At 63.1% G+C, this 22,862-nt stretch carries 17 protein-coding genes and 1 other RNA gene; 5 read left to right on the forward strand and 13 right to left on the reverse strand.

Translation table 11 applies throughout. The features are described from left to right. Positions 1-22: 22 nt before the first annotated feature. A complete protein-coding gene (locus ACODSZ_RS16025; RefSeq protein ID WP_488928033.1) occupies positions 23-961 on the forward strand; it encodes a LysR family transcriptional regulator in 939 nt (312 codons plus the stop codon). Further along, positions 958-1,851 (forward strand): tRNA glutamyl-Q(34) synthetase GluQRS, encoded by an 894-nt coding sequence (gene gluQRS, locus ACODSZ_RS16030; RefSeq protein ID WP_488928034.1) that lies wholly within the window; start codon positions 958-960, stop codon positions 1,849-1,851. The genes ACODSZ_RS16025 and gluQRS overlap by 4 nt, the downstream gene beginning before the upstream one ends. Positions 1,852-1,875: 24 nt before the next feature. On the opposite strand, the gene ACODSZ_RS16035 is transcribed toward gluQRS, so the two are convergent. Together ACODSZ_RS16035 and ACODSZ_RS16040 are read right to left on the reverse strand one after the other, a co-directional pair. Continuing rightward, positions 1,876-3,339 (reverse strand): DEAD/DEAH box helicase, encoded by a 1,464-nt coding sequence (locus ACODSZ_RS16035; protein WP_488928035.1) that lies wholly within the window; start codon positions 3,337-3,339, stop codon positions 1,876-1,878. 325 nt (positions 3,340-3,664) lie between these two features. Continuing rightward, the gene (locus tag ACODSZ_RS16040; RefSeq protein ID WP_008331332.1) at positions 3,665-4,348 is read right to left on the reverse strand and encodes a fumarylacetoacetate hydrolase family protein; all 684 of its coding nucleotides are present in this window, start codon (positions 4,346-4,348) and stop codon (positions 3,665-3,667) included. Between the two features lie 283 nt (positions 4,349-4,631). Between ACODSZ_RS16040 and ACODSZ_RS16045 the strand changes: the two genes are divergently transcribed. Both ACODSZ_RS16045 and ACODSZ_RS16050 read left to right on the forward strand, forming a co-directional pair. After that, positions 4,632-6,443 (forward strand): tetratricopeptide repeat protein, encoded by a 1,812-nt coding sequence (locus ACODSZ_RS16045; RefSeq protein ID WP_175344026.1) that lies wholly within the window; start codon positions 4,632-4,634, stop codon positions 6,441-6,443. Between the two features lie 172 nt (positions 6,444-6,615). Beyond that, on the forward strand, positions 6,616-7,620 hold the full coding sequence (locus ACODSZ_RS16050; RefSeq protein WP_488928036.1) for a glucokinase: 1,005 nt from the start codon (positions 6,616-6,618) through the stop codon (positions 7,618-7,620). Positions 7,621-7,797: 177 nt separating this feature from the next. Here ACODSZ_RS16050 and ffs read toward each other — a convergent pair. Next, an RNA gene (ffs, locus tag ACODSZ_RS16055) (signal recognition particle sRNA small type) lies at positions 7,798-7,896 on the reverse strand. Positions 7,897-8,059: 163 nt separating this feature from the next. Continuing rightward, entirely contained in the window at positions 8,060-9,544 is a 1,485-nt protein-coding gene (ubiD, locus tag ACODSZ_RS16060) for a 4-hydroxy-3-polyprenylbenzoate decarboxylase (RefSeq protein ID WP_488928037.1), read from the reverse strand. Between the two features lie 463 nt (positions 9,545-10,007). Between ubiD and ACODSZ_RS16065 the strand changes: the two genes are divergently transcribed. Beyond that, on the forward strand, positions 10,008-11,003 hold the full coding sequence (locus ACODSZ_RS16065; RefSeq protein WP_488928038.1) for a transglycosylase SLT domain-containing protein: 996 nt from the start codon (positions 10,008-10,010) through the stop codon (positions 11,001-11,003). A 130-nt stretch (positions 11,004-11,133) separates the two neighbouring features. Here the strand turns inward: ACODSZ_RS16065 and ACODSZ_RS16070 are convergent, their stop codons facing one another. The 9 genes from ACODSZ_RS16070 to infB all read right to left on the reverse strand — a co-directional run bounded on the left by ACODSZ_RS16070 (position 11,134) and on the right by infB (position 22,835). Next, a complete protein-coding gene (locus ACODSZ_RS16070) occupies positions 11,134-12,315 on the reverse strand; it encodes a pyridoxal phosphate-dependent aminotransferase (protein WP_175344029.1) in 1,182 nt (393 codons plus the stop codon). Positions 12,316-12,409: 94 nt separating this feature from the next. Next, positions 12,410-12,880, reverse strand: coding sequence for a transcription antitermination factor NusB (gene nusB / locus ACODSZ_RS16075; protein WP_008331354.1), 471 nt, complete (start codon positions 12,878-12,880; stop codon positions 12,410-12,412). Positions 12,881-12,984: 104 nt separating this feature from the next. Next, the gene (gene ribH / locus ACODSZ_RS16080; RefSeq protein WP_008331356.1) at positions 12,985-13,470 is read right to left on the reverse strand and encodes a 6,7-dimethyl-8-ribityllumazine synthase; all 486 of its coding nucleotides are present in this window, start codon (positions 13,468-13,470) and stop codon (positions 12,985-12,987) included. Positions 13,471-13,527: 57 nt separating this feature from the next. Beyond that, a complete protein-coding gene (gene ribBA / locus ACODSZ_RS16085; RefSeq protein WP_008331358.1) occupies positions 13,528-14,649 on the reverse strand; it encodes a bifunctional 3,4-dihydroxy-2-butanone-4-phosphate synthase/GTP cyclohydrolase II in 1,122 nt (373 codons plus the stop codon). A 66-nt stretch (positions 14,650-14,715) separates the two neighbouring features. After that, complete coding sequence (dusA, locus tag ACODSZ_RS16090) at positions 14,716-15,747, reverse strand: tRNA dihydrouridine(20/20a) synthase DusA (protein ID WP_488928039.1); 1,032 nt, start codon at positions 15,745-15,747, stop codon at positions 14,716-14,718. A gap of 607 nt (positions 15,748-16,354) precedes the next feature. Further along, entirely contained in the window at positions 16,355-18,196 is a 1,842-nt protein-coding gene (gene typA / locus ACODSZ_RS16095; protein WP_008331395.1) for a translational GTPase TypA, read from the reverse strand. A 156-nt stretch (positions 18,197-18,352) separates the two neighbouring features. Next, entirely contained in the window at positions 18,353-19,357 is a 1,005-nt protein-coding gene (gene truB, locus ACODSZ_RS16100) for a tRNA pseudouridine(55) synthase TruB (RefSeq protein WP_488928040.1), read from the reverse strand. Between the two features lie 99 nt (positions 19,358-19,456). Further along, positions 19,457-19,849 (reverse strand): 30S ribosome-binding factor RbfA, encoded by a 393-nt coding sequence (rbfA, locus tag ACODSZ_RS16105; protein WP_013235544.1) that lies wholly within the window; start codon positions 19,847-19,849, stop codon positions 19,457-19,459. A 109-nt stretch (positions 19,850-19,958) separates the two neighbouring features. After that, on the reverse strand, positions 19,959-22,835 hold the full coding sequence (gene infB / locus ACODSZ_RS16110; protein ID WP_034350894.1) for a translation initiation factor IF-2: 2,877 nt from the start codon (positions 22,833-22,835) through the stop codon (positions 19,959-19,961). Positions 22,836-22,862: the final 27 nt, after the last annotated feature.

A 22,862-nucleotide genomic window follows, 5' to 3' on the forward strand; every position in this document is an offset into this window, starting at 1 on the left:
ATTTAAACAAGCGGAGCAAGACGTGAACCTGACCCTGGAATCCCTGCTGATCCTCGACATGATCGACCGCAAGGGCAGCTTTGCCGCGGCCGCCGTGGCCCTGGACCGGGTGCCCTCGGCCCTGACCTACAGCGTGCGCAAGCTGGAGGATGACCTCGATGTGCTGCTGTTCGACCGTCGCGGCCACCGGGCCCAGTTGACACCGGCCGGCCTGCAATTGTTGCAGGAAGGCCGACACCTTTTGCTGGCCGCCAGCGATCTGGAGCAGCGTGTCAAGCGCACCGCCACCGGGCGCGAGACCGAATTGCACATCGTGCTCAACAGTCTGATTCCCTTCGAGAAGATGCTGCCGGTCATCGAAGCCTTCGACCGCGAAGAGTCCGGCACACGGCTGCGCTTCACGCCCGGTGTGCTGACCGGCGCCTGGGAAAAGCTCATCGAAGGCCGTGCCAACCTGGTCATCGGGGTCACGCTGGACGGGCCGGAAGTGGTCCGCACCAGCGGGCGCTTCCAGATGCAGGAGCTGGGCGCGGTGGACTGGGTGTTTGCAGTGGCGCCGACGCACCCGCTGGCGGCCGCCGACGAACCCTTGTCAGCAGAGCTGGTGCGCAGCCACCGGGCCATTGCCGTGGGCGACAACAGCCAGACCCTGCCGACACTGACCATGGGCCTGCTGTCGGGCCAGGAAACGCTGACGGTGGCCACCGTGGCCGACAAGCTGCAGGCCCAGCTGGCCGGTCTCGGTTGCGGCCATCTGCCGCGCATCTGGGCCGCGCCCTACCTCGCCACCGGCGCTCTGGTGGAAAAGCAGACCCTGGCGGCCAAACCCAACGACAACTTCATGGTGGCCTGGCCCAAGGCCGAGCAGGGCAAGTCGCTCAAATGGTTCATCCAGTACCTGGCACAGCCGCATGTAAGGCAATCATTGATCGGACCGATCCCCCTGCGGGAGCAGATGTGAGCGGTCATGCCTATGTCGGCCGCTTCGCGCCCTCGCCTTCCGGTCCGCTGCATGCGGGCTCGCTGGTGGCGGCGCTGGCCAGCTACCTGGATGCGCGTGTACACGCTGGACGCTGGCTGCTGCGCATCGAGGACATCGATGAGACCCGCACCGTGCCCGGCGCGGCCGACGACATCGTCGCCACCCTGGCGGCCTTGGATATGCACTCGGATGGACCGGTCCTGGTACAGAGCCAGCGCAAGGCACGCTATCAGCTTGCACGCGAGCGTCTGGGCGCGCTGGCCTACCCCTGCGGCTGCAGCCGCAAGGAAATCGCCGATTCCAGGGTGGGCAGGGCCAGCGATGGCGCCGCGCTCTATCCCGGTACCTGCCGCCAGGGCCTGGCGCCCGGCAAAGCGGCACGCACGCTGCGACTGCGCGTGCCGGATGCCGGTGAGCCGGGCGAGCTGGTGCAGTTTACGGATCGCTGGCTGGGGCCGCAGGTCCAGCACCTGGCCTCGGAAGTCGGGGATTTCGTGCTGCAGCGGGCTGATGGCTTCTGGGCCTACCAACTGGCGGTAGTGGTCGATGATGCCGAACAGGGCGTCACCGACATCGTGCGCGGCGCCGACCTGCTGGACTCGACGGCACGGCAGATCTACCTGCAGGGACTGCTGGGCTATGCGACGCCGCGCTACCTGCACGTGCCGCTGTTGATGAATGCGTCGGGAGAAAAGTTTTCCAAGCAGAACGGTGCCCAGGCGCTGGACCTGGGCCAGCCGCTGCAAGCCTTGCAGCAGGCGGCGGCCTTTCTTGGACTGGACACGGGCGCAGCCCGTGACAGGGAAGGATTCTGGACCCTGGCGCTCACCGGCTGGGGAGCGCGTTTCGGTCCGGGCGCAAGCGCATGATCGACGCCAGGCCCGATGTCCGCATCAGCGCTTGGGGATGCCGCCCAGCAAGGCCGCAACCTTGGGCTTGGGACGGTTGTTCTTCGCCAGCTCCGGCTTGGTGGAGACGGTTTCGGTGGTACTGGGTTCGTATGGCTTGAGGAACCACGGATCAACCTTCTCGCGCCGGGCCACCGGTGCGCCACCTTCGCGACTGCTGCGGCTGCGCTCACCACGTTCACTGCGTTCACCACGCTCGGGACGTTCACCGCGCTCACCGCGCTCACCGCGTTCGCTACGCTCGCCACGTTCGTGACGGGCACGCGGGGCAAAGCCGACCAGTTCGGCGCGCTCAAACTTCTTCTTGATCAGCTTTTCGATATCGACCAGCAGGCGTTCATCCTTGTCGCAGAACAGCGAGATGGCGTCACCCGAAGCGCCCGCGCGACCGGTACGGCCAATACGGTGCACATAGTCTTCGGCGTTGTAGGGCAGATCGTAGTTGATGACGCAAGGCAGTTCGGCAATGTCCAGGCCACGGGCGGCCACGTCGGTGGCCACCAGGACCTCGATCTGCCCCTGCTTGAAGGACTCCAGCGCCGCCATGCGCTCGGACTGGGTCTTGTCGCCATGGATGGCAGAAGCCTTCACACCTTCGGCCACCAATGTGCGCGCCAGGCGCGAGGCACCGATCTTGGTATTGGAAAAGACGATCACTTGCTTCAGTTCGCGCTGGCGAATGATGAAGCTCACAGCATCGGCCTTGGCCGCCTCCTCGACTTTGTAGATGGTCTGGCTGACGTTTTCTGCCGTGGCATTGCTGCGCGCGACTTCGATGGTCACCGGATTGTTCTGGAAGCTGGCGGCCAGCTTCTTGATCTCGGGCGAGAAGGTGGCCGAGAACAGCAGGTTCTGGCGCTGCTTGGGCAACAGGTTGATGATGCGCTGCAGATCCGGCAGGAAGCCCATGTCCAGCATGCGGTCGGCTTCATCCATGACCAGGATCTGGGTCTGCGACAGGTTGACCGTCTTCTGCTGCACGTGGTCCAGCAAGCGGCCCGGGGTGGCGATGACGATTTCCACACCGGCACGCAGGGTGGCGGTCTGGGGTGCCATGTCGACGCCGCCGAAGACCACGGTGGAGCGCAGCGGGGTGAAGCGGGAATAAGCCTTCACATTCTCGGCCACCTGGTCGGCCAGCTCGCGGGTCGGGGTCAGGATCAGGGCGCGCACCGGATGACGGGCGGGGGAAGCGCTGTGGCTGGCATGCGCCAGCAGGCGCTGGATGATCGGCAGGGAGAAACCGGCGGTCTTGCCGGTGCCGGTCTGGGCTGCGCCCATCACGTCCCGGCCTTGCAGCACCACTGGAATGGCCTGGGCCTGGATCGGAGTCGGATGGACGTAGCCTTGTTCGGACAAGGCCTTCAGAATATCGGGCGAGAGGCCGAAATCTTCAAAGCGGACGGCAGGTGCAGCCGGTGCTGCGGACGCGGACGTGGTGTCGGACATGGTTTATTGCGAACGGTGCGACAGCGCCGCGGCAGCCGCCAGGCGGCTCCGGTGCATGGGGTGCATGCGCACGGGTTCTGATTGCTTTCTGTGTTGAAGTGTTACGGGCGAACCGGCCAATTGCTGCGCAGCCGGGCGCTTCGGATGATGCAAACGCCAAAAACGATGCTGACCGGGCGGACGACTTGCAATGCCCGGAATTCCTTGCGGAACTCCGTATTATACGCCGCATCGCCGCCGGCTTCATGACAGTTTGGTTTCCGCCCGGTACCGAGGGCCTGTGCAGCGCTGCGAAGAAGCCGCAGCGCCCTCCCCTCCGGGGTGTTCAGCCGATGGTGATGTTGATGTCCGGCAAGCCGTCCACATGCCCTTGCAACTGGTCACCCTTGATCACCGCACCCACGCCTTCGGGGGTGCCGGTGTAGATCAGGTCGCCGGGGAACAGCTCGACCAGGCCGGACAAATAGGAAATGGTCTCGGCCACGTTCCAGATCAGGTCCGAGAGATCGCCCTGCTGACGTACCTCGCCGTTGACCTTGAGCCAGACGGCACCCTTGTCCGGATGCCCGCACTGGGCCACCGGCACGATGGGCGCACAAGGTGCGGACTGGTCGAAACCCTTGGCCATGTCCCAGGGGCGCCCCAGTTTCTTGGCCTGCGCCTGCAGGTCGCGACGGGTCATGTCCAGGCCGACGGCGTAGCCATAGACCAGTTCCAGCGCCTTCTCCACAGGGATATCGCGCCCTCCGCCGGACAGTGCCACCACCAGTTCGATCTCATGATGATAGTCCGCCGTCGCCGCCGGATACGGCACCACGGCATCGGTCGGCACGACGGCGTCAGCCGGCTTCATGAAGAAGAACGGCGGCTCGCGGTCAGGGTCATGCCCCATCTCGCGGGCATGGGCGGCATAGTTGCGACCTACGCAATAGATGCGGCGAACCGGGAACGGCGCACCGCCGACCACCGCAACGGTGGCCTGGGCGGGGGCGGGAATGGCGAAACTCATCAGGAAAACTCCGTGGTGGCGCATGCAGCTGCATGCGGTGGATGAAGAACCGGTCATGGCCGGCTTGGCGAGCGCATCAGTTGTCTGATGTCCCGGTAGTGTAAAAGAAAAGCGCTGGCCCCGCTTGCAGCTCACCCGGCCTCTCTCTCCTACCCGACGACCCGCCATAGCCCGCAATTGGAGGGCGATTGCCCCGGTAATCCGCCAGCAGAAAGCCGGCGAATTTGGGACACTTGCCACTTGTCGGCGCCGCCGGCACTTTCTCCTCATCTCGACTCGATCCATGCACCCGCAAGCCAACGCTTCTCTCATCCTGTTGCAAAAAGCCCTGGCACTCCACCAGAAAGGCCAGCTGGCGCCAGCGGAAGACCTCTACAAGAAGGTGCTGGCGAAGCTGCCACGCCATTTCGAGGCCAATTATCTGTACGGCATGCTCAAGCTGCACCAGGAAGAGTGGGAAGCCGCCGAGGCGCAACTGGCCAAGGCGATCGAACTCAATCCCGACCATCCCGATACCTATTTCGATCACGCCGGGGCCCTGGTCCATTTGGGCCGAGATGCCGAGGCAGTGGAACGCTACAACCAGATTCTGACGCAGAACCCGGCCTTCGCCGATGCCCTGCTGGCGCGGGGCGCCGCCTTGCGTCGGCTCGATCTGAACCGGGAAGCACTGGAGGATCTGCAGCAAGCGGTGCGGCTGGTGCCGGACCATGCCGATGCCTGGTTCCAGCTGGGCAATCTCCAGCACGAGCTCTACAGCTATCGCGATGCGCGCGCCAGCTATGAACGCGCGGTCGCGCTGCGCCCCGATTTCATCGAGGCCTGGTTCAACCTGGGCAATGCCTGCAAGGACAGCTACCAGTTCGAGGAGGCCCTGCGGGCCTTTGACCGTGCGCTGGCGGTGCAGCCCGACTTTTTCGAAGCCCAGTCCAACCGGGGCTTCGTCCTGTTCAAGATGCAGCGTCCGGAGGAAGCGCTGGAAGCCTACGACCGCGCCCTGGCGCTCAGCGACAGCTCCCCGGACCTGTGGTTCAACCGGGCATCGACGCTGGAACAACTCTCGCGTTTCAGCGAGGCCAGCCAATCCTATCAGCGGGCGCGCGAACTCAGCCCCGAGAGCCATTCGGCTCAGTGGAACGAAGCCCTCCTGAAACTGCGCCTGGGTGAGTTCGCCAAAGGCTGGCCGGCCTATGAATCCCGCTGGAAGACCGCGCAGATGCGTACGCAGGTACGTCAGTTCCTGGAGCCGCTCTGGCTCGGACTGCAACCGCTGCGAGGCAAGACCATCCTGATCCACGCCGAACAAGGCTTTGGCGACACCCTGCAGTTCGTGCGCTACCTGCCGCGGGTGGCCGGTCTCGGCGCCCGCGTCATCCTCGAAGTGCAACCCGCGCTCAAGCGCCTGCTGGCCGGGGTACCGGGGGCGGCCGAAGTCATCGGCAGCGACCAGGACACGCGTCCCGCGTTCGACTATCACTGCCCGCTGATGAGCTTGCCGCTGGCCTGCAAGTCCTTCAGCGAAGCCGACATACCGCGTGCGCCCTATCTGCTGCCCGAGTCGGAAGCCTGGGCAGCCTGGCTGCAGCGTCTGCCGCACAACCGCGCCCTGCGGGTCGGCCTGGTCTGGGCAGGTAGCTCGGCCCAGACCCACCCGGATGCGGTACGGATCGACAGCGAACGTTCGCTGCCCTTCTCGGCACTGGCACCGTTGGTGGAACTGGCGCATGAGCATGCGCAACTGGAGTTCTATTCCTTGCAGGTGGGCCAGGCCGCGCTGGAGCAGCTGCATGCCCATCCGCTGGCCAGCCAGGTGCAGGATTGCGCCGGCGCATTGCATGACTTTGCCGACACCTCCGGCCTGCTCGCCAATCTCGACCTGCTCATCAGCGTCGATACCGCCGTCTGCCACCTGGCGGGTGCCCTGGGCAAGCCAGTCTGGCTGCTCAACCGCGCCAATACCTGCTGGCGCTGGCAGCTGGAACGCAGCGATACGCCCTGGTATCCGACCATGCGCCTGTTCCGCCAGCGCCAGACCGGGGACTGGAGCGAAGTCATCGCCGAGGTCCGCAGCGCCCTGCTACAACAGTTGGCCTGATGCTGTTACCATGCGCGCCGATACGGATGACCCGCTCATCCGTCGGAACCTGGCGCGCCGGCTCGCCTCATACCCTGTAACGCAGCTGCGGCCCGATCTCTCTGACACTGTGACAGGCGGCACCGCCCAGCGCCCTGCCGCCTGTCGGCATGAAGAAAACAAGGACAAGACGATGCAAGCCCCCACTCCCTCCCCGAGCAAGCCTCCCCACGCCGCCGGTCCGCGCCTTCTGGCCGACATTGGTGGCACCAATGCCCGTTTCGCGCTGGAAACTTCACCCGGCCATCTAGAACAAGTGCAGGTCCTGCGCGGTGCCGACTATCCGCAATTCACCGATGCCGTGCAGGCCTATCTGGAGCTGGCGGGCCAGCCCGCCGTCAAGCACGCGGCAGTGGCCATTGCCAACCCGGTGCAGGGCGACCAGATCAAGATGACCAACCATGACTGGGCCTTCTCCATCGAAGCGGCGCGCCAGTTGCTGGGCTTTGATCTGCTACTGGTGGTCAATGACTTCACGGCACTGTCCATGGCGGTGCCGCAACTGCGCGCTGATGAGTTGCAGCAGATCGGTGGCGGCGCGCCCAAGGTGGGCCAGCCGGTCGGGCTGGTGGGCGCCGGGACGGGACTGGGCGTGGGCGGACTGGTGCGCGGCGACGGCCACTGGCTGCCGCTGGCCAGCGAAGGCGGTCACGTCGCCTTCGCCCCGGCCAATGCGCGTGAAGCGGCTGTGCTGGCCTATGCCTGGCAGTTTCATGAGCACGTGTCGGCTGAACGCCTGGTCTCGGGGCCCGGGCTCGAACTCATCCATCGTGCACTGCTGGCCATCGATGGTCATCCGGCTGCCGAACTGAAGGCCGCCGGAATCGTGGACGGCGCACTCAAGCAAGGCGACGCGGTCTGCCTGGAAACGCTGGACCTGTTCTGCAGCATGCTCGGTACCGTTGCAGCCGATCTGGCGCTGACGCTGGGTGCACTTGGCGGCATCTATATTGGTGGCGGCGTGGTACCGCACCTGGGCGAATACTTCGCGCGTTCGGCCTTCCGCGCACGCTTCGAGAACAAGGGCCGCATGTCCGTGCTGACCAAGGCCATTCCGACTTATGTGATCACGGCGCAATATCCGGCCTTCACGGGCGTGTCAGCGATCCTGGCCGACCGGCTGGATCCGTACGAGTAAGAACAGGTAGCGCTGCGAGGTTTTGCAGGAGGCTGATGCGGCAGATTCGCGTCAGCCTTTTTTATGGCATCGCGCGAGACGGCAACAGCTCAACAACGAGAAAAAATCCGAGGAGATGAGTCGAGGGGGAGGACCTGCCGGAACAACAGAAGAAACAGAAGAAACAGAAGAGAGATAAGAGGCGAGCCTTGTCTGCGGCACTTGCGGGAAATGGCTGTGGCTGCTTCGTTCCCGACCTGACCAGGTTGACCATGCCACAATGCGCAGGGGCCCGCCGGGGTGCATTGTATCGCAGTTCAGCGACTTGCCGCCAGAGAAATCATTGCAGCGCATCAGAAAGTGAAAAGCCGCGCGAATTGCCTAAACAATTTACGCGGCTTTTTGCATGAAGCTTCATATGTTCGTCAGGCGCGCCATACCGGGTGCGCGCCCTGCCCGCTCAGATGCCGAGGTCCTTCCAGATGGCATCGACACGTTTCTTCACGTCGTCGCTCATCACGATGGGCGTACCCCATTCACGGCTGGTTTCACCGGGCCACTTGTTGGTGGCATCGATGCCCATCTTGCTGCCCAGCCCGCTGATGGGCGAGGCGAAGTCGAGATAATCGATGGGCGTGTTGTCCACCATGACGGTGTCACGCACCGGATCCACACGCGTGGTGATGGCCCAGATCACTTCCTTCCAGTCACGGATATCGACATCCTCATCCACCACCACGATGAACTTGGTGTACATGAACTGGCGCAGGAAACTCCACACCCCGAACATCACCCGCTTGGCATGGCCGGCGTAAGATTTCTTCATCTGCACTACCGCCATGCGATAGCTGCATCCCTCTGGCGGCAAGTAGAAATCGGTGATTTCGGCGAACTGCTTCTGCAGCAGCGGGACGAACACTTCATTCAACGCCACCCCCAGCACGGCCGGCTCATCGGGCGGTTTGCCGGTGTAGGTGGAGTGATAGATGGCATCGCGCCGCATGGTGATGCGGTCGATGGTGAAGACCGGGAACCAGTCCTGCTCATTGTAGTAACCGGTGTGATCGCCATACGGCCCTTCGAGCGCATGCTCGAATCCGCAGGCGTGTTTTTCATCCGGATAGATATGCCCTTCCAGCACGATCTCAGCCGAAGCCGGCACGCGCAAGTCGCTGCCCATGGCCTTGACCAGTTCGGTACGGCTGCCGCGCAGAAGACCCGCGAACTGGTATTCGGAGAGACTGTCGGGCACTGGCGTGACCGCACCTAATATAGTGGCGGGATCGGCACCCAGGGCCACCGCGATCGGATAGGGCTTGCCGGGATTGGCAATGCAGTGCTCGCGGAAATCCAGAGCGCCGCCGCGATGGGCCAGCCAGCGCATGATGACCTTGTTCGGACCCAGCACCTGCTGGCGATAGATGCCCAGGTTCTGGCGTTTCTTGTTCGGCCCCTTGGTGACGACCAGGCCCCAGGTAATCAGGGGCGCAATGTCGCCCGGCCAGCAGTGCTGGATCGGCAGGCGCGACAGGTCCACGTCCCGGCCCTCCCACACCACATCCTGGCAGGGTGCCGAGCTGCGCTCCTTGGGTGCCATGTCCCACAGCGACTTCACCAGCCCGCCCAGGTCCAGCACATCCTTGATGCCCTTGGGCGGCTCCGGCTCCTTCAGACGCGCCAGCAAATGACCGATGCGGCGCAGTTCACTGATGCTGTCGGCCCCCATGCCGAGTGCCACGCGATGGGGGGTACCGAAAAGATTCGCTAAAACCGGGATATTTTTTTTGTCGACCTGCTCAAAAAGAAGCGCCGGACCTTCCGCCCGGAGGGTACGGTCGGCGATTTCGGTCATCTCCAGATGTGACGACACGGGGTGTGAAACACGCTTGAGCTCACCTTTTTGTTGCAACTGGGAAATAAAATCCCGCAAATCAGTGTATTTCATACTTTTTAACAAATTTCTTTTTGCATCACAGCCGGCTCAAGTAACCCCGGCAAACGCTTGATTCTATTGAATTTTGACGAAAGGCCACATGCAATATGATACACAAAAGTTATAAAGAACCAATTTCATAGTATTGACTCGATATAAAGTGGCTTCTACAATGCGCCCACTCTAAACCGAAGAGGTGAGCCGTGGGCTCGTAGAGGCTTGATCGAAAACAGTCAAGCCTAGCAAGGTATCCAGGGAACCGGGGTCCCAGCAACTCAAGAAGTGTGTCCAGGGCGTCAGCCCTACCCCCCGAAACATGCCATCCGACGGCAGGGCCAGCAGGCCTCGCGGATGGCCTTGCCGTAACGCCTTGCGACGGTAACGCAATAGATTGCAGCGACGACAGTTCAGCCGTTTGGTCTTCACTTCTTGGCCAGGCGCGCCCTGTTTTTGCCGCAATAACGCAGGAGGTTCAATGTCCAACCAAGCTTCCGAGGCGCCTTTAGCGGGCGCCCCGCAGATGGTTCGCCGCGTGGATTTCCGGAATCTCTCCGGAAATGTACGCATTGCTCAATTTTTCGGCATCGCTCATCGTCTGCTGACGATACTCGGCATTGCCGCGTTGTTTGTTCTGGGTCTGATGTTCTTCAATCCCGACCTGGCCGACAAGCTGATCAGCATGTCGCCCTTCTCGGACGCCACTGAAGAAGTCCAGGAAGCCGAGGCACCGGCCACGCCGGCGCTGGCCGACCTGATGGCCCCGACCGCGCCGATGGCCACCGTCAGTGCGCTGGCAGGTGCGGCTGCGGCCAGTTCGGTGCAGCACGCCAACGCACCGATCCAGGCCCTGTCGCCGGAAGAACGCCAGTTGCTGGGCAATCCGCGCCAGCAGAAACTGGTGACCAACTGGCTGGCCAAGCGCTATCGTGTGGCCAGCGATGCAGCTGACATGCTGGTCTCGGCGGCTTACCTGACCGCGCGCGACATCAAGCTCGATCCGCTGCTGATCCTGTCGGTGATCGCCATCGAGTCGCGCTTCAATCCCTTCGCAGAAAGCCCCATGGGTGCGCAGGGCCTGATGCAGGTGATGGCCAAGGTACACCACGACAAGTTCCAGGAGCTGGGCGGCATCAAGGCAGCCTTGAATCCGGTCGCCAACATCCGCGTCGGTTCGCAGATCCTGAAGGAATATGTGACCCGTGGCGGCTCGGTGGAAGCCGGCCTGAAGAGCTACGTGGGTGCGGCCGACATGGCCAATGATGGCGGTTACGGTCTCAAAGTGCTCTCCGAGTACCAGAACCTGAAGCAAGTGGCGATGGGCAAGAACGTGTCGATCTACACCACCGCGACCATCAAGCTGCCGCCGGCCTCCTCGGGTGTCTCGGCCAGTGCCGCACAGCCCAAGGCGCCTGCCAACAACGTGGCCTCGGCATCCAAGCCCAAGACCGAAGAACAACTCGCTGCCCTGTAATATTGCTGGATACAGGTTGGTGTGTTGCGATGTGAATATTACCGGTATTCAGCACGCACGAAAAAGGAGCCCTCGGGCTCCTTTTTTTTTGCCTGTCCACTGGCAGGCAAGGCTGCAGCTCTGCCCTGCTTCAGGCTGCCTGGCGACGCCGCTCGAAGAACACGCGCAGACGCGCCACGGCCTCCTGCAGGTTTTCCAGCGAGGTCGCATAGGACAGTCGGATGAAACGTCGCGCCGTAGAGGGGCCGAAGTCCAGCCCTGGCACCAGCACCACGCCGGCCTCATTGAGCATGTCCAGGCTGAGCTGGTCGGCATCATCGGACAACGCGCTGCAATCGGCATAGACATAGAAGGCGCCGTCGGGCACCACCGGCACCTTGAAGCCCAGGCTTTCCAGGGCCGGCACGATGTAGTCGCGGCGACGCTTGAACTCGGCCTTGCGTTCTTCATACAGCGCAATGGTCTCGGGCGTGAAGCAGGCCACGGCCGCATGCTGGGCAATCGAGGACGCACAGATCAAGAGGTTCTGCGCCAGCTTCTCGACCTGCGGCACCAAGGCCGGCGGCAACACCAGCCAGCCCAGGCGCCAGCCGGTCATGTTGAAGTACTTCGAGAAGCTGTTGATGACCACCACGTCCTCGCCCAGCGACAGCGCCGAGAACGGAGCGCCTTCATAAGACAAGCCCTGGTAGATCTCATCGACGATGGTGAAGCCGCCACGCTGGCGCACTTCGCCCAGGATGGCCCGCAACTCCTCGGGGGCGATCGAGGTGCCCGTCGGATTGGAGGGGGAGGCCAGCAACACGCCACGGGTCTGCTCGCTCCAGTGCTCGCGCACCATCTGCGCCGACAGCTGGAAGCGATGCTCGGGACCGCTGGCGATGAGCCTGGCACGTCCCTCGAAGGCCGCCACGAAATGACGGTTGCAGGGATAGCTGGGGTCGGGCATGAGCACTTCGGTATCGCGCTCGACCAGCGCCGCGCAGGCCAGCAGCAAGGCGGCCGAGGCACCAGCGGTAATGACGATGCGCTCCGGCGCAATCTCCAGGCCGTAGACGCTGCGGTAGTGCTCCGAGATGGCGGCCCGCAAGGCCGGCAAGCCGGTGGCCGAGGTGTACTGCATCTTCCCTTCGGCCATCGCGCGGGTGGCGGCCTCGACCACGGCGGGTGGTGCGGTGAAATCAGGCTCGCCGATGCCCATGTGGATCAGGTGACGGCCCTGCTGGGCCAGGATATCGGCCTTCTTGGACAATTCCATCACATGGAAGGGAGCGATGTGCTGCAAACGTGAAGCAAGTTGGTTCAGGTTCATGCGCTAATTCCAGACAACATGGGCAAAAAAGACAAGACGGCGCCCAAGCCAACGGCGCCGTCCAAACACGAGCAAATCAGCCGACGACAGCAGATCAGCGGCGACCGGCAGCTTCCACTTCGGTGCTGCGCGCCTGGGCGGCGAAACGGTCCAGTACGCCATTGACATACTTGTGACCGTCGATGCCGCCAAAGGACTTGGTCAGTTCGACCGCTTCATTGATGACCACCTTGTAGGGGATCTCGATGTGGTTCTGCAACTCGTAGGCACCGATGAGCAGGGCGGCGTGCTCCACCGGCGAGAGTTCCTTGATGGGACGATCGATCAGCGGAGAGAGGCCTGCACGCAGCTTGTCAGCATCACGGATGGCCCCGGTGAGCAGGGTGTCGAAATGTTCGGCGTCGGCCTTGTCGAAACCGTGGGCTTCGCGGATGTGGGCTTCGATGGCGCCCGCGTCCTCGTGATTGAGCAACCACTGGTACAAGCCCTGCAACGCGAACTCGCGCGCGCGGTGACGCGGGGTGCGGTTCTTGTTCGAATTGGCGTGTGGAGTTTTGTTCGACATGATGAATGCGGCCGGAGCCTTGGATAACTGAAACAAAGGAATGCGAGTGCCGGCACAGGCCGGCGGGACGGCAGCGGGATATGCACCCCGCCGCTGCCTGTGAATTATTCTTCTTCGGTCGCCTGGCCGAGTTCTTCCAGCACGATGGACAGGTTGGCCATTTCCACGGCCACGCGCGCGGCATCGGCGCCCTTCTCGGCCATGCGGACTTCGGCTTGCTCGTCGTTTTCGGTGGTCAGCACGGCATTGGCGATGGGCAGACCGAAGTCCAGGCCGATGCGGGTGATGCCGGCGCCGGATTCGTTGGAGACCAGTTCGAAGTGATAGGTCTCGCCACGGATGACCGCGCCCAGCGCGATCAAGGCATCGAACTGTTCCGTCTCGGCCATCTTCTGCAATGCCAGGGGGATTTCCAGGGCGCCCGGCACGGTCACGTGCAGGATGTCTTCATCGGCCACGCCCAAGTGCTTCAGTTCGGCCAGGCAGGACGCCAGCAGGCCGTGGCAGACGTCTTCGTTGAAGCGCGCCTGGACGATGCCGATGCGCAAGCTTTCGCCATTGAGGTCTGGTTCATAGGTTCCGATGGTCATGGCTGTTCCTTCTTGATAGGTTGACTTGCGTAATTCTTGATACGTCGGGCGGCAGGCTCACGCGCCTTCGCGTGCCTGATAACCGGTCACTTCCAGCTGGAAGCCGGCCATCGAGGGCATCTTGCGCGGGCTGGCCAGGAGCTTCATCTTGCACACGCCGATATCCTTGAGGATCTGGGCGCCGATACCGTAGGTGCGCAGGTCCATGCGGTCGGCGCGGCCGGGCTTGGCGGCCTCGGGCGTACCGACCTTGTTGAGTGCACCGAACTGGTCGAACATCTGCTGGGCCGACTCTTCGCAGTTGAGCAGCACGATCACGCCGGACTCGGCTTCCTGCACGGCCTTCATGGCCGCCGCCAGGTTCCAGGAGTGGGTGGTCACGCCGGCTTCGAGCAGGTCCAGGATGGAGACCGGCTGGTGCACGCGCACCAGGGTTTCACGACCCGGCTCGATGTCGCCGCGCACCAGCGCCAGGTGCGCGCCGCCCGAGGGGGTGTCGCGGTAGGCGATGGCCTTGAACGTCCCGTGCGCGGTCTGCATCTCGCGCTCGGCCACGCGTTCGATGATGCTTTCGTTGCGGCTGCGGTAATGGATCAGGTCGGCGATGGTACCGATCTTCAGATTGTGCTTCTCGGCGAACTCCAGCAGGTCCGGCAGGCGCGCCATGGTGCCGTCTTCCTTCAGGATCTCGCAGATCACGGAAGCGGGGGTAAGCCCGGCCATGGCCGTCAGGTCGCAACCGGCTTCGGTGTGACCGGCGCGCATGAGCACCCCGCCCTTTTGCGCGCGCAACGGGAAGATGTGGCCCGGCTGCACCAGGTCCGACGGCTTGGCGCCCTTGGAGGCGGCCACCTGGATGGTCCGGGCGCGGTCGGCGGCAGAAATCCCCGTGGTCACGCCTTCGGCGGCTTCGATGGAGACGGTGAAATTGGTACCGTAGGCGGTACCGTTGCGGCTGGCCATGAGCGGCAGGTCAAGTTGGTCCACGTGTTCTTCGGTCAGCGTCAGGCAGACCAGGCCACGCGCATGCGTGACCATGAAATTGATGGCTTCGGGCGTGACGAAGTCGGTGGCCAGCACCAGATCACCTTCGTTTTCGCGGTCTTCTTCGTCGACCAGGATCACCATGCGCCCGGCACGGAGTTCGGCAACGATTTCTTCGGTTGTAGCAAGTGGCATGTTCGCGCTCTTTTCCCAATTGGAACCCGCTATTTTAAAGGATTGCGGGCCTGCTCCGCTGGCCAATTACGCCATTGACCCGATTTGCGCAGCCTGGGCCGCCTGGGTGCGTTGCAAGGCTTCCAACAACAGGGCCGGATCGCCCAGCGCCAGGCGCCTGGAATCCGACAAGGTCTGGCGGAAGGCGCGCGCGCCGGGCATGCCGGTCAACAGGCCCAGCATGTGGCGGGTGATGCTGTTCAAGCGCAGGCCGCGCCCATTGTCGCCGTGCAATTCCAGCTGGCGCTTGATGTAGGGCAACATGGCCGCGATCACCTCGGCCCGGCTGGGCTGGCGACCACCGGGCAAGTCGCCGTAGTAGCGGGCATCGAAGCTGGCCATCAGATAGGGGTTGTGATACGCCTCGCGACCCAGCATGACGCCATCGACATGCCTGAGATGCTCATCGATCTCGGGCAAGGTCTTGATGCCGCCGTTGATGAGAATTTCCAGGTCAGGGAAATCCTGCTTCAGTTGATAGGCGTAGTGATACTTCAGGGGCGGGATCTCGCGGTTTTCCTTGGGGCTCAGCCCCTTGAGGATGGCGTTGCGGGCGTGGACGATGAAGGTCTTGCAACCCGCCTCGGCGATCTGACCGACGAAATCGCGCACGAAATCATAGGATTGCACGTCATCGATGCCGATGCGGTGCTTCACGGTCACATCGATGGACACCGCATCGCGCATGGCCTTGACGCAATCGGCCACCAGCGCGGGCTCGCCCATCAGACAGGCACCGAAAGCGCCCTTCTGGACGCGCTCGGAGGGGCAGCCGCAGTTCAGGTTGATCTCGTCATAGCCCCACTGCTCGCCCAGCCTGGCGCTGTGCGCCAGGTCGGCGGGCTCGCTGCCACCCAGTTGCAGGGCCACGGGATGTTCCTGCTCGTCGAAATCCAGGTGACGCGGCACGTCGCCATGCAGCAGCGCACCGGTGGTGACCATCTCGGTGTAAAGCCAGGTGTGGCGCGTGATCTGGCGGTGGAAGACGCGGCAGTGGCGGTCGGTCCAGTCCATCATGGGGGCGACCGACAGCGTACGCGCTGGCAGGGAGTTCTTCATAAACTGACGAAATGCTTCATTAAATTTCTGAGCTGGAGGCCGGAAAACCAGACAACAAGCGCCGGGGAGGAACAAACCTTCATTTGCCCGTTTTAGCACCCTGGATCCGCCACAGCGGCAAATAGAAAGCCCGCAAGGCTTGCGCATTGCGGGCTGGTGTCCCCTCTATCCTCTTCGAGATAGGATTTTTCGTACAACGGACACGATTCTGCACCACAATCCGGCAGCCGTCATTTCGCAATGCACAAAAACAGCGCAGCACAAACTATTTTGGACAAACGTTCATCTCGCGCAACAATGAACGGAAGGATAAAGACCGCATTCACGTCCGCCGCGCAGGCGTAAAACCACTAGCACCGGACCTCTGCGACTGGAGAGTGGAAATGGCAAAAAAAAAGCCCACAACCGAAGTTGCGGGCTTGAATCCAATTCTTTAGGAGGAAATTGGAGGAGACAGGTGTAACTATATGGCAGTGCATCATGGCTGTCTGCTTTATTGTGCTGATATCAGTTATTCACAAACCAGATATCACCACCAGCACAGCCCGCCATTCCCGACTCTTCACTGCAGGCAGGCCCTGCGGGCCCGCCCTTCCCCGCTACCGATTTAGATGGATTCTTCGCGCGATGCCTTCTTGCGCTCGTGTTCCTTCAGGTGACGCTTGCGCAGACGAATGCTCTTCGGAGTCACTTCGACCAGTTCGTCGTCTTCGATGAATTCCACCGCGTATTCCAGCGACAGTTCGATCGGCGGCACCAGGCGCACGGCTTCGTCGGTACCGGAAGCGCGCACGTTGGTCAGCTGCTTGCCCTTGATCGGGTTGACGACCAGATCGTTGTCACGCGAGTGGATACCGATGATCATGCCTTCATACACCGGGTCGTTGTGGCTGACGAACATGCGGCCGCGATCCTGCAGCTTCCACAGTGCGTAGGCCACGGCAGCGCCGTCGTCCTGGGAGATCAGCACGCCGTTGCGACGGCCGGCCAGTTCGCCCTTGGTGGTATCGACCGGCTTGTAGTCGTCGAAGACGTGGCTCATCAGGCCGGTGCCGCGGGTCAGGGTCATGAATTCACCCTGGAAGCCGATCAGGCCACGTGCCGGGATGTGGTATTCCAGGCGCACACGGCCCTTGCCGTCCGGTTCCATGTTCTGCAGGTCGCCACGGCGGCGGCCCAGTTCTTCCATGACGCCGCCCTGGTGGGTTTCTTCGACGTCGACGGTCAGGTTTTCGTACGGCTCTTCACGCACGCCGTCGACCATGCGGAACACCACGCGCGGACGCGAGACGGCCAGCTCGAAGCCTTCGCGGCGCATGTTTTCGATCAGGATGGTCAGGTGCAATTCACCACGGCCCGACACTTCATAGGTCGAGTCGTCGTTCTCGGCCTGCACCACGCGCAGGGCCATGTTGGACTTCAGTTCCTTTTCCAGGCGGTCGCGGATCTGGCGGGTGGTGACGAACTTGCCTTCGCGGCCAGCCAGCGGCGAGGTGTTGACCATGAAGTTCATGGTCAGGGTCGGCTCGTCCACCTTCAGCATCGGCAGGCCGTTGGGCGCGTCCGGCGCACAGATGGTGGAGCCGATGCCGATTTCTTCGATACCGTTGATCAGCACGATGTCACCCGCCAGGGCTTCATCGACCAGCACGCGCTCCAGGCCCTTGAAGGTCAGCACCTGGTTGATGCGGGCCTTGGTCGGTTTGTCTTCCGGACCATTCATCCAGACCACGTCCTGACCGCCCTTGACGCGACCGGCCAGGATGCGGCCCACGCCGATCTTGCCGACGTAGGAGGAGTATTCCAGCGAGGTGATCTGCAGTTGCAGCGGTGCGTCCGGATCATCCTTGCGGGCCGGCACGTACTTCAGGATCGCGTCGAACAGCGGCTCCATGTTGCCTTCGCGGGTTTCCGGATCCAGGCTGGCGTAGCCGTTCAGGCCCGAAGCGTAGATCACGGGGAAGTCCAGCTGCTCTTCGGTGGCACCCAGCTTGTCGAACAGTTCGAAGGTGGCATTGATGGCCCACTCGGCGCGTGCACCCGGACGGTCGATCTTGTTCAGGACGACGATGGGCTTCAGGCCCAGGGCCAGTGCCTTGCGGGTCACGAAGCGGGTCTGCGGCATCGGGCCTTCCTGGGCATCCACCAGCAGCAGCACCGAGTCCACCATCGACAGCACGCGCTCGACCTCACCGCCGAAGTCGGCGTGGCCCGGGGTGTCGACGATGTTGATGTGGGTGCCCTTGTATTCCACCGCGCAGTTCTTCGACAGGATGGTGATGCCGCGTTCCTTTTCGATGTCGTTGGAGTCCATCACGCGGTTGTCCACTTGCTGGTTGTCGCGGAAGGTGCCGGACTGGCGCAGCAGCTGGTCCACCAGGGTGGTCTTGCCGTGGTCAACGTGGGCGATGATGGCGATGTTGCGAATTGCGCGGATATTGTTTGACATGGTGAATGTGGTTGGGAATGCCGAATCTCGGGAGGCGCGCATTATAGCATGTTGCGACGCATGAACTTTGGAAAAACCTGTGTTATCAACGGCTTGCCGAGCCCTGCGGGCTATCCCGGAAGGCCAGGCTGCAAGCCGTTTTGACGCTATCTGTCCTCAGGCGGTGGACACCAGCCTTTCGGGGGCCAGGATGGCGTATTCCTGCAACAGTCCGGTGCCCAGCAAGGCTTCATCCGAACCGCGATAGACCCTTACGCGGCCGGTCTGCTCCGGCACCGCCACCCCTTCCTTGCCCAGCGGCAAGCGTTGGCCATGCAGGAAGCGGCGCGCCAGCTCATCGGTCAGTTGCACCGCGGGGAAGCTGCGCAAGAGGCCGTCCACCGGCAGCAGCAAGGCCTTGCGGGCCTCCAGCTCGCCGGCGGCATCGAAGGTCTCCAGCGTGACCGCGCCCTCCAGCGTGAGAGCGCCGACTCCAGTGCGTCTCAGGGCATTGAGGTGGGCCCCGCAGCCCAGTACTTCGCCAATATCTTCACCCAGCACGCGGATATATGTCCCTTTGCTGCAAGTGACACGGATGCGCAGCATGGGGGCCTGGTAGTCCAGCAGTTCCAGGGTGTGGATGATGACGTTGCGGGCTTCGCGCTCCAGCGTAATGCCGGCGCGGGCGTATTCGTACAAGGGCTTGCCGTCGCGCTTCAAGGCCGAGTGCATCGGCGGGACCTGGCTGATGGGGCCACGGAACTGCGCCAGCGCGGCTTCGATTTGCGCCACGCTGACCTCGACGGCGCGCTCGCTGATGACCTGGCCTTCGGTGTCGCCGGTGTCAGTGCGCACGCCCAGGTGGACCAGGGCTTCGTAGGTCTTGTCGGCTTCCAGCAAGTCCTGCGAGAACTTGGTGGCCTCGCCGAAACACAGCGGCAAAAGCCCCGTGGCAAACGGATCCAGGGTGCCGGTGTGCCCGGCCTTGGGCGCGTTGAGCATGCGCTTGGCGCGGATCAGGGCGTCGTTGCTGGACAAGCCGACCGGCTTGTCCAGCAACAGCACGCCATGCACCGGCACGCGCGGGGGACGCGCCGGGCGTGCCTGCTGGCTGCGCTTGGCACGCGGCTGCTGCGGTTCAGGGGAAGCGGAGACAGTGTCCGCCGTCGTATCGTCGGCCATGAAATGCAAGACCGGCCCACGCCCCGCTGAAGGGAAACGCAGACCGGTATGAAAAGTATGAAGAAAACTGCAATGCAACGGGAAAAGAAACGCCCGTCTTCAAGCCTCGTCGTCCGAATCCTTGGCGCGGGTAGCGTTGGCTTCGTCGATCAGGCGCGACATTTCAATGCCGCGTGCGGTCGAGTTGTCATGCACGAAATGCAGTTCCGGCAGGGTGTGGATGGTCAACCGGCGGCCCAGCTGGGTACGCAGGTAACCGCCCGCCTTGCGCAGGCCGGCCAGGGTGTTCTTGATCGCCTCCGGGTTGTCCACCAGCGTGGTGAAGAAGACCTTGGCGTGCGCGTAGTCCGGGGTGACCTGCACTTCGGTAATGGTGATCATGCCCACCCGCGGATCCTTCAGCTCGAAGGCGATCAATTCCGACAGGTCGCGCTGGATCTGGTCGGCGACGCGCAAGCCGCGTCCGGGAATGGATTTGCTGTGTTTTGCCATGCTTTAAAAAAACAATCCGCCGATGGCGTGGCGGGAGGATTCCCGCGTTGCTGCGACGGATCTTGCCAGTGAAGCCGGCGCATCGCGAACGATGCGCCGGCGTATTGCATTACAGGGTACGGGCGACTTCCTGGACTTCGAAGATTTCGAGCTGATCGCCCACTTCGATGTCGTTGTAGCCCTTGAGCGACAGACCGCACTCGAAGCCCGACTTGACTTCCTTGACGTCGTCCTTGAAGCGCTTGAGCGAATCCAGTTCGCCGGTCCACACCACCACGTTGTTGCGCAGCAGGCGTACTTGCGAGCCACGCTTGACCAGGCCCTCGAGCACGTAGCAGCCGGCGATCGAACCGACCTTGCTGACCACGAACACCTGGCGGATTTCCACCAGGCCCAGCGCCTGTTCGCGCTTTTCCGGGGAGAGCATGCCCGACATCGCGGCCTTCACCTCGTCCACTGCATCATAGATGATGTTGTAGTAACGGATGTCCACGCCCGAGGCTTCGGCCAGCTTGCGTGCCGACGCATCGGCACGGGTGTTGAAGCCGATGATGACGGCCTTCGAAGCGACTGCCAGGTTGACGTCGTTTTCGCTGATGCCGCCCACTGCAGCGTGCACCACCTGGACGCGCACTTCGGCGGTCGACAGCTTCTGCAGCGACTGCACCAGAGCTTCCTGGGAACCTTGCACGTCGGTCTTGATGATCATCGGCAGGTTCTTGACCTCGCCTTCGGTCATCTGGTCGAACATGTTTTCCAGCTTGGCAGCCTGCTGCTTGGCCAGCTTCACGTCGCGGAACTTGCCCTGGCGGAACAGGCCGATTTCGCGCGCCTTGCGCTCGTCGGTCATGACCACCACTTCTTCACCAGCGGAGGGCACTTCGGTCAGGCCCTGGATTTCCACCGGCAGGGACGGGCCTGCCTCGGCGATGTTCTTGCCGTTTTCGTCCAGCATCGCACGCACACGGCCATAGGCCGAACCGGCCAGCACGACGTCGCCGCGCTTCAAGGTACCGGACTGCACCAGGATCGTTGCCACCGGGCCGCGGCCCTTGTCCAGCTTGGCTTCGATCACCAGGCCACGGGCCGGCACATCCACCGGTGCCTTCAGTTCCAGCACTTCGGCTTGCAGCAGGACGTTTTCCAGCAGCGAGTCGATGCCTTCGCCGGTCTTGGCGGAGACGGCGATGAACGGGGCATCGCCACCGTATTCTTCCGGCACCACTTCTTCGGCGATCAGTTCCTGCTTGACGCGGTCGGGGTTAGCACCCGGCTTGTCGATCTTGTTGATCGCTACCACCAGCGGTACACCGCCGGCCTTGGCGTGGGCGATCGCTTCCTTGGTCTGGGGCATGACGCCGTCGTCGGCGGCCACCACCAGGATCACGATGTCGGTTGCCTTGGCACCGCGGGCACGCATGGCGGTGAACGCCTCGTGGCCCGGGGTATCCAGGAAGGTGATCATGCCGCGCGGGGTTTCCACGTGGTAGGCGCCGATGTGCTGGGTAATGCCACCGGCTTCACCCGAGGCCACCTTGGTGCGGCGGATGTAGTCCAGCAGCGAGGTCTTGCCGTGGTCGACGTGACCCATGACGGTAACCACCGGTGCGCGCGGCAGGGCCTCGGCGTCACCATGTTCTTCACCCTCGACCAGCAGGGCTTCCGGATCGTCCAGCTTGGCGGCGTGGGCGCGGTGGCCCATTTCTTCCACCACGATCATCGCGGTTTCCTGATCCAGCACCTGGTTGATGGTGACCATCTGGCCCAGCTTCATCAGGTGCTTGATGACTTCGGAAGCCTTGACTGCCATCTTGTGGGCCACTTCGGCCACGGTGATGGTTTCGGGCACGTAGACATCGTGCACCACGGCTTCGGTCGGCACCTGGAAGTTGCTTTCGCGCTGGTCGTCGCCGTGCGAGTGACGACGGCCCTTGGGGCCGGCACGCCAGCCATCGCGACCACCACCACCGGTGGCGCCGCGCGACTTCATGCCGCCGGTGCCACGCTTCTTGGCATCGTCCTGCCAGGTGGAGGAGACATTGGCCGACTTGATCGACTTCTTGTCTGCCGCCACGGCGGGCTTCTTGTCATCCTTCTTCTCGCCCGGCTTGGCCGCGGTCGCCGGCTTGTGCAGCGTGCCTTCCGAGGTCTTGGCCGGGGCCGGTGCGGGTTCCGGTGCCTTGATGACGCGACGCGGCGCATTCATCATGGCCTTGATCTGGGCCACTTCGTCTTCCACGGCCTTGCGCGCACGATCTGCGGCAGCAGCGCGGTCAGCGGCTTCCTTGGCGGCAGCTTCGGCCTTTTTCTTCGCTTCCTCAGCAGCAGCGCGCTTTTTTTCTTCAGCGGCCGGATCGGCGGCAGGGGCCGGCGCAGCAGCGGCAGCGGGGGCCTTCGAGCTGGCAGCAGCAGCCTTGGCCTTCTCGGCTTCGGCAGCAGCTGCGGCGGCTTCGGCAGCCTGGCGCTTGGCTTCGGCTTCGGCTTCTTCGCGAGCACGTTGCTGTTCCAGCTCGGCAGCCTTGGCCTGGGCGGCGCGTTCGGCCTCCAGCTGGGCCAGACGCTCTTGCTGGGCCTTCAGTTCGGCCTGACGGCGAGCCTCTTCCTGCTCACGTTCCTGCGCCTCGATGGCCGGATCGCGCTGAGGCGCCGCAGCACGTGCAGCGGACTCGTCGACGCCGGGCTCGTCACGCTTGATGAAGGTACGCTTCTTGCGCACTTCCACCTGGATCGTGCGCGATTTGCCGGTCGCATCGGCCTGCTTGATCTCGGTGGTTTCCTTGCGGGTCAGCGTGATCTTTTTCTTCTCGCCTTCCGGCGCGGCCCCGCGCGAACGGCGCAGGTGTTCAAGCAGGCGGTCCTTGTCTTCCTTCGACAGGGAGTCGGATGCAGAGCTTTTCTCGACACCGGCCGAACGCAGCTGGGTCAGCAGCAGGTCAGCAGGCATCTTAAGCTCGGTGGCAAATTGGGCAACGTTGTTACTCGCCATTCAGTCCTCTTTTCTATGTGGCTCGGC

The organism is Herbaspirillum sp. FG34 (assembly GCF_057809315.1).

Coding starts and splice junctions, on each gene's coding strand:
- ACODSZ_RS16035 (WP_488928035.1), bottom strand. CDS start 3,339: ATGTCCGACACCACGTCCGCGTCCGCAGCACCGGCTGCACCTGCCGTC.
- ACODSZ_RS16040 (WP_008331332.1), bottom strand. CDS start 4,348: ATGAGTTTCGCCATTCCCGCCCCCGCCCAGGCCACCGTTGCGGTGGTC.
- ACODSZ_RS16045 (WP_175344026.1), top strand. CDS start 4,632: ATGCACCCGCAAGCCAACGCTTCTCTCATCCTGTTGCAAAAAGCCCTG.
- ACODSZ_RS16050 (WP_488928036.1), top strand. CDS start 6,616: ATGCAAGCCCCCACTCCCTCCCCGAGCAAGCCTCCCCACGCCGCCGGT.
- ubiD (WP_488928037.1), bottom strand. CDS start 9,544: ATGAAATACACTGATTTGCGGGATTTTATTTCCCAGTTGCAACAAAAA.
- ACODSZ_RS16065 (WP_488928038.1), top strand. CDS start 10,008: ATGTCCAACCAAGCTTCCGAGGCGCCTTTAGCGGGCGCCCCGCAGATG.
- ACODSZ_RS16070 (WP_175344029.1), bottom strand. CDS start 12,315: ATGAACCTGAACCAACTTGCTTCACGTTTGCAGCACATCGCTCCCTTC.
- nusB (WP_008331354.1), bottom strand. CDS start 12,880: ATGTCGAACAAAACTCCACACGCCAATTCGAACAAGAACCGCACCCCG.
- ribH (WP_008331356.1), bottom strand. CDS start 13,470: ATGACCATCGGAACCTATGAACCAGACCTCAATGGCGAAAGCTTGCGC.
- ribBA (WP_008331358.1), bottom strand. CDS start 14,649: ATGCCACTTGCTACAACCGAAGAAATCGTTGCCGAACTCCGTGCCGGG.
- dusA (WP_488928039.1), bottom strand. CDS start 15,747: ATGAAGAACTCCCTGCCAGCGCGTACGCTGTCGGTCGCCCCCATGATG.
- typA (WP_008331395.1), bottom strand. CDS start 18,196: ATGTCAAACAATATCCGCGCAATTCGCAACATCGCCATCATCGCCCAC.
- truB (WP_488928040.1), bottom strand. CDS start 19,357: ATGGCCGACGATACGACGGCGGACACTGTCTCCGCTTCCCCTGAACCG.
- rbfA (WP_013235544.1), bottom strand. CDS start 19,849: ATGGCAAAACACAGCAAATCCATTCCCGGACGCGGCTTGCGCGTCGCC.
- infB (WP_034350894.1), bottom strand. CDS start 22,835: ATGGCGAGTAACAACGTTGCCCAATTTGCCACCGAGCTTAAGATGCCT.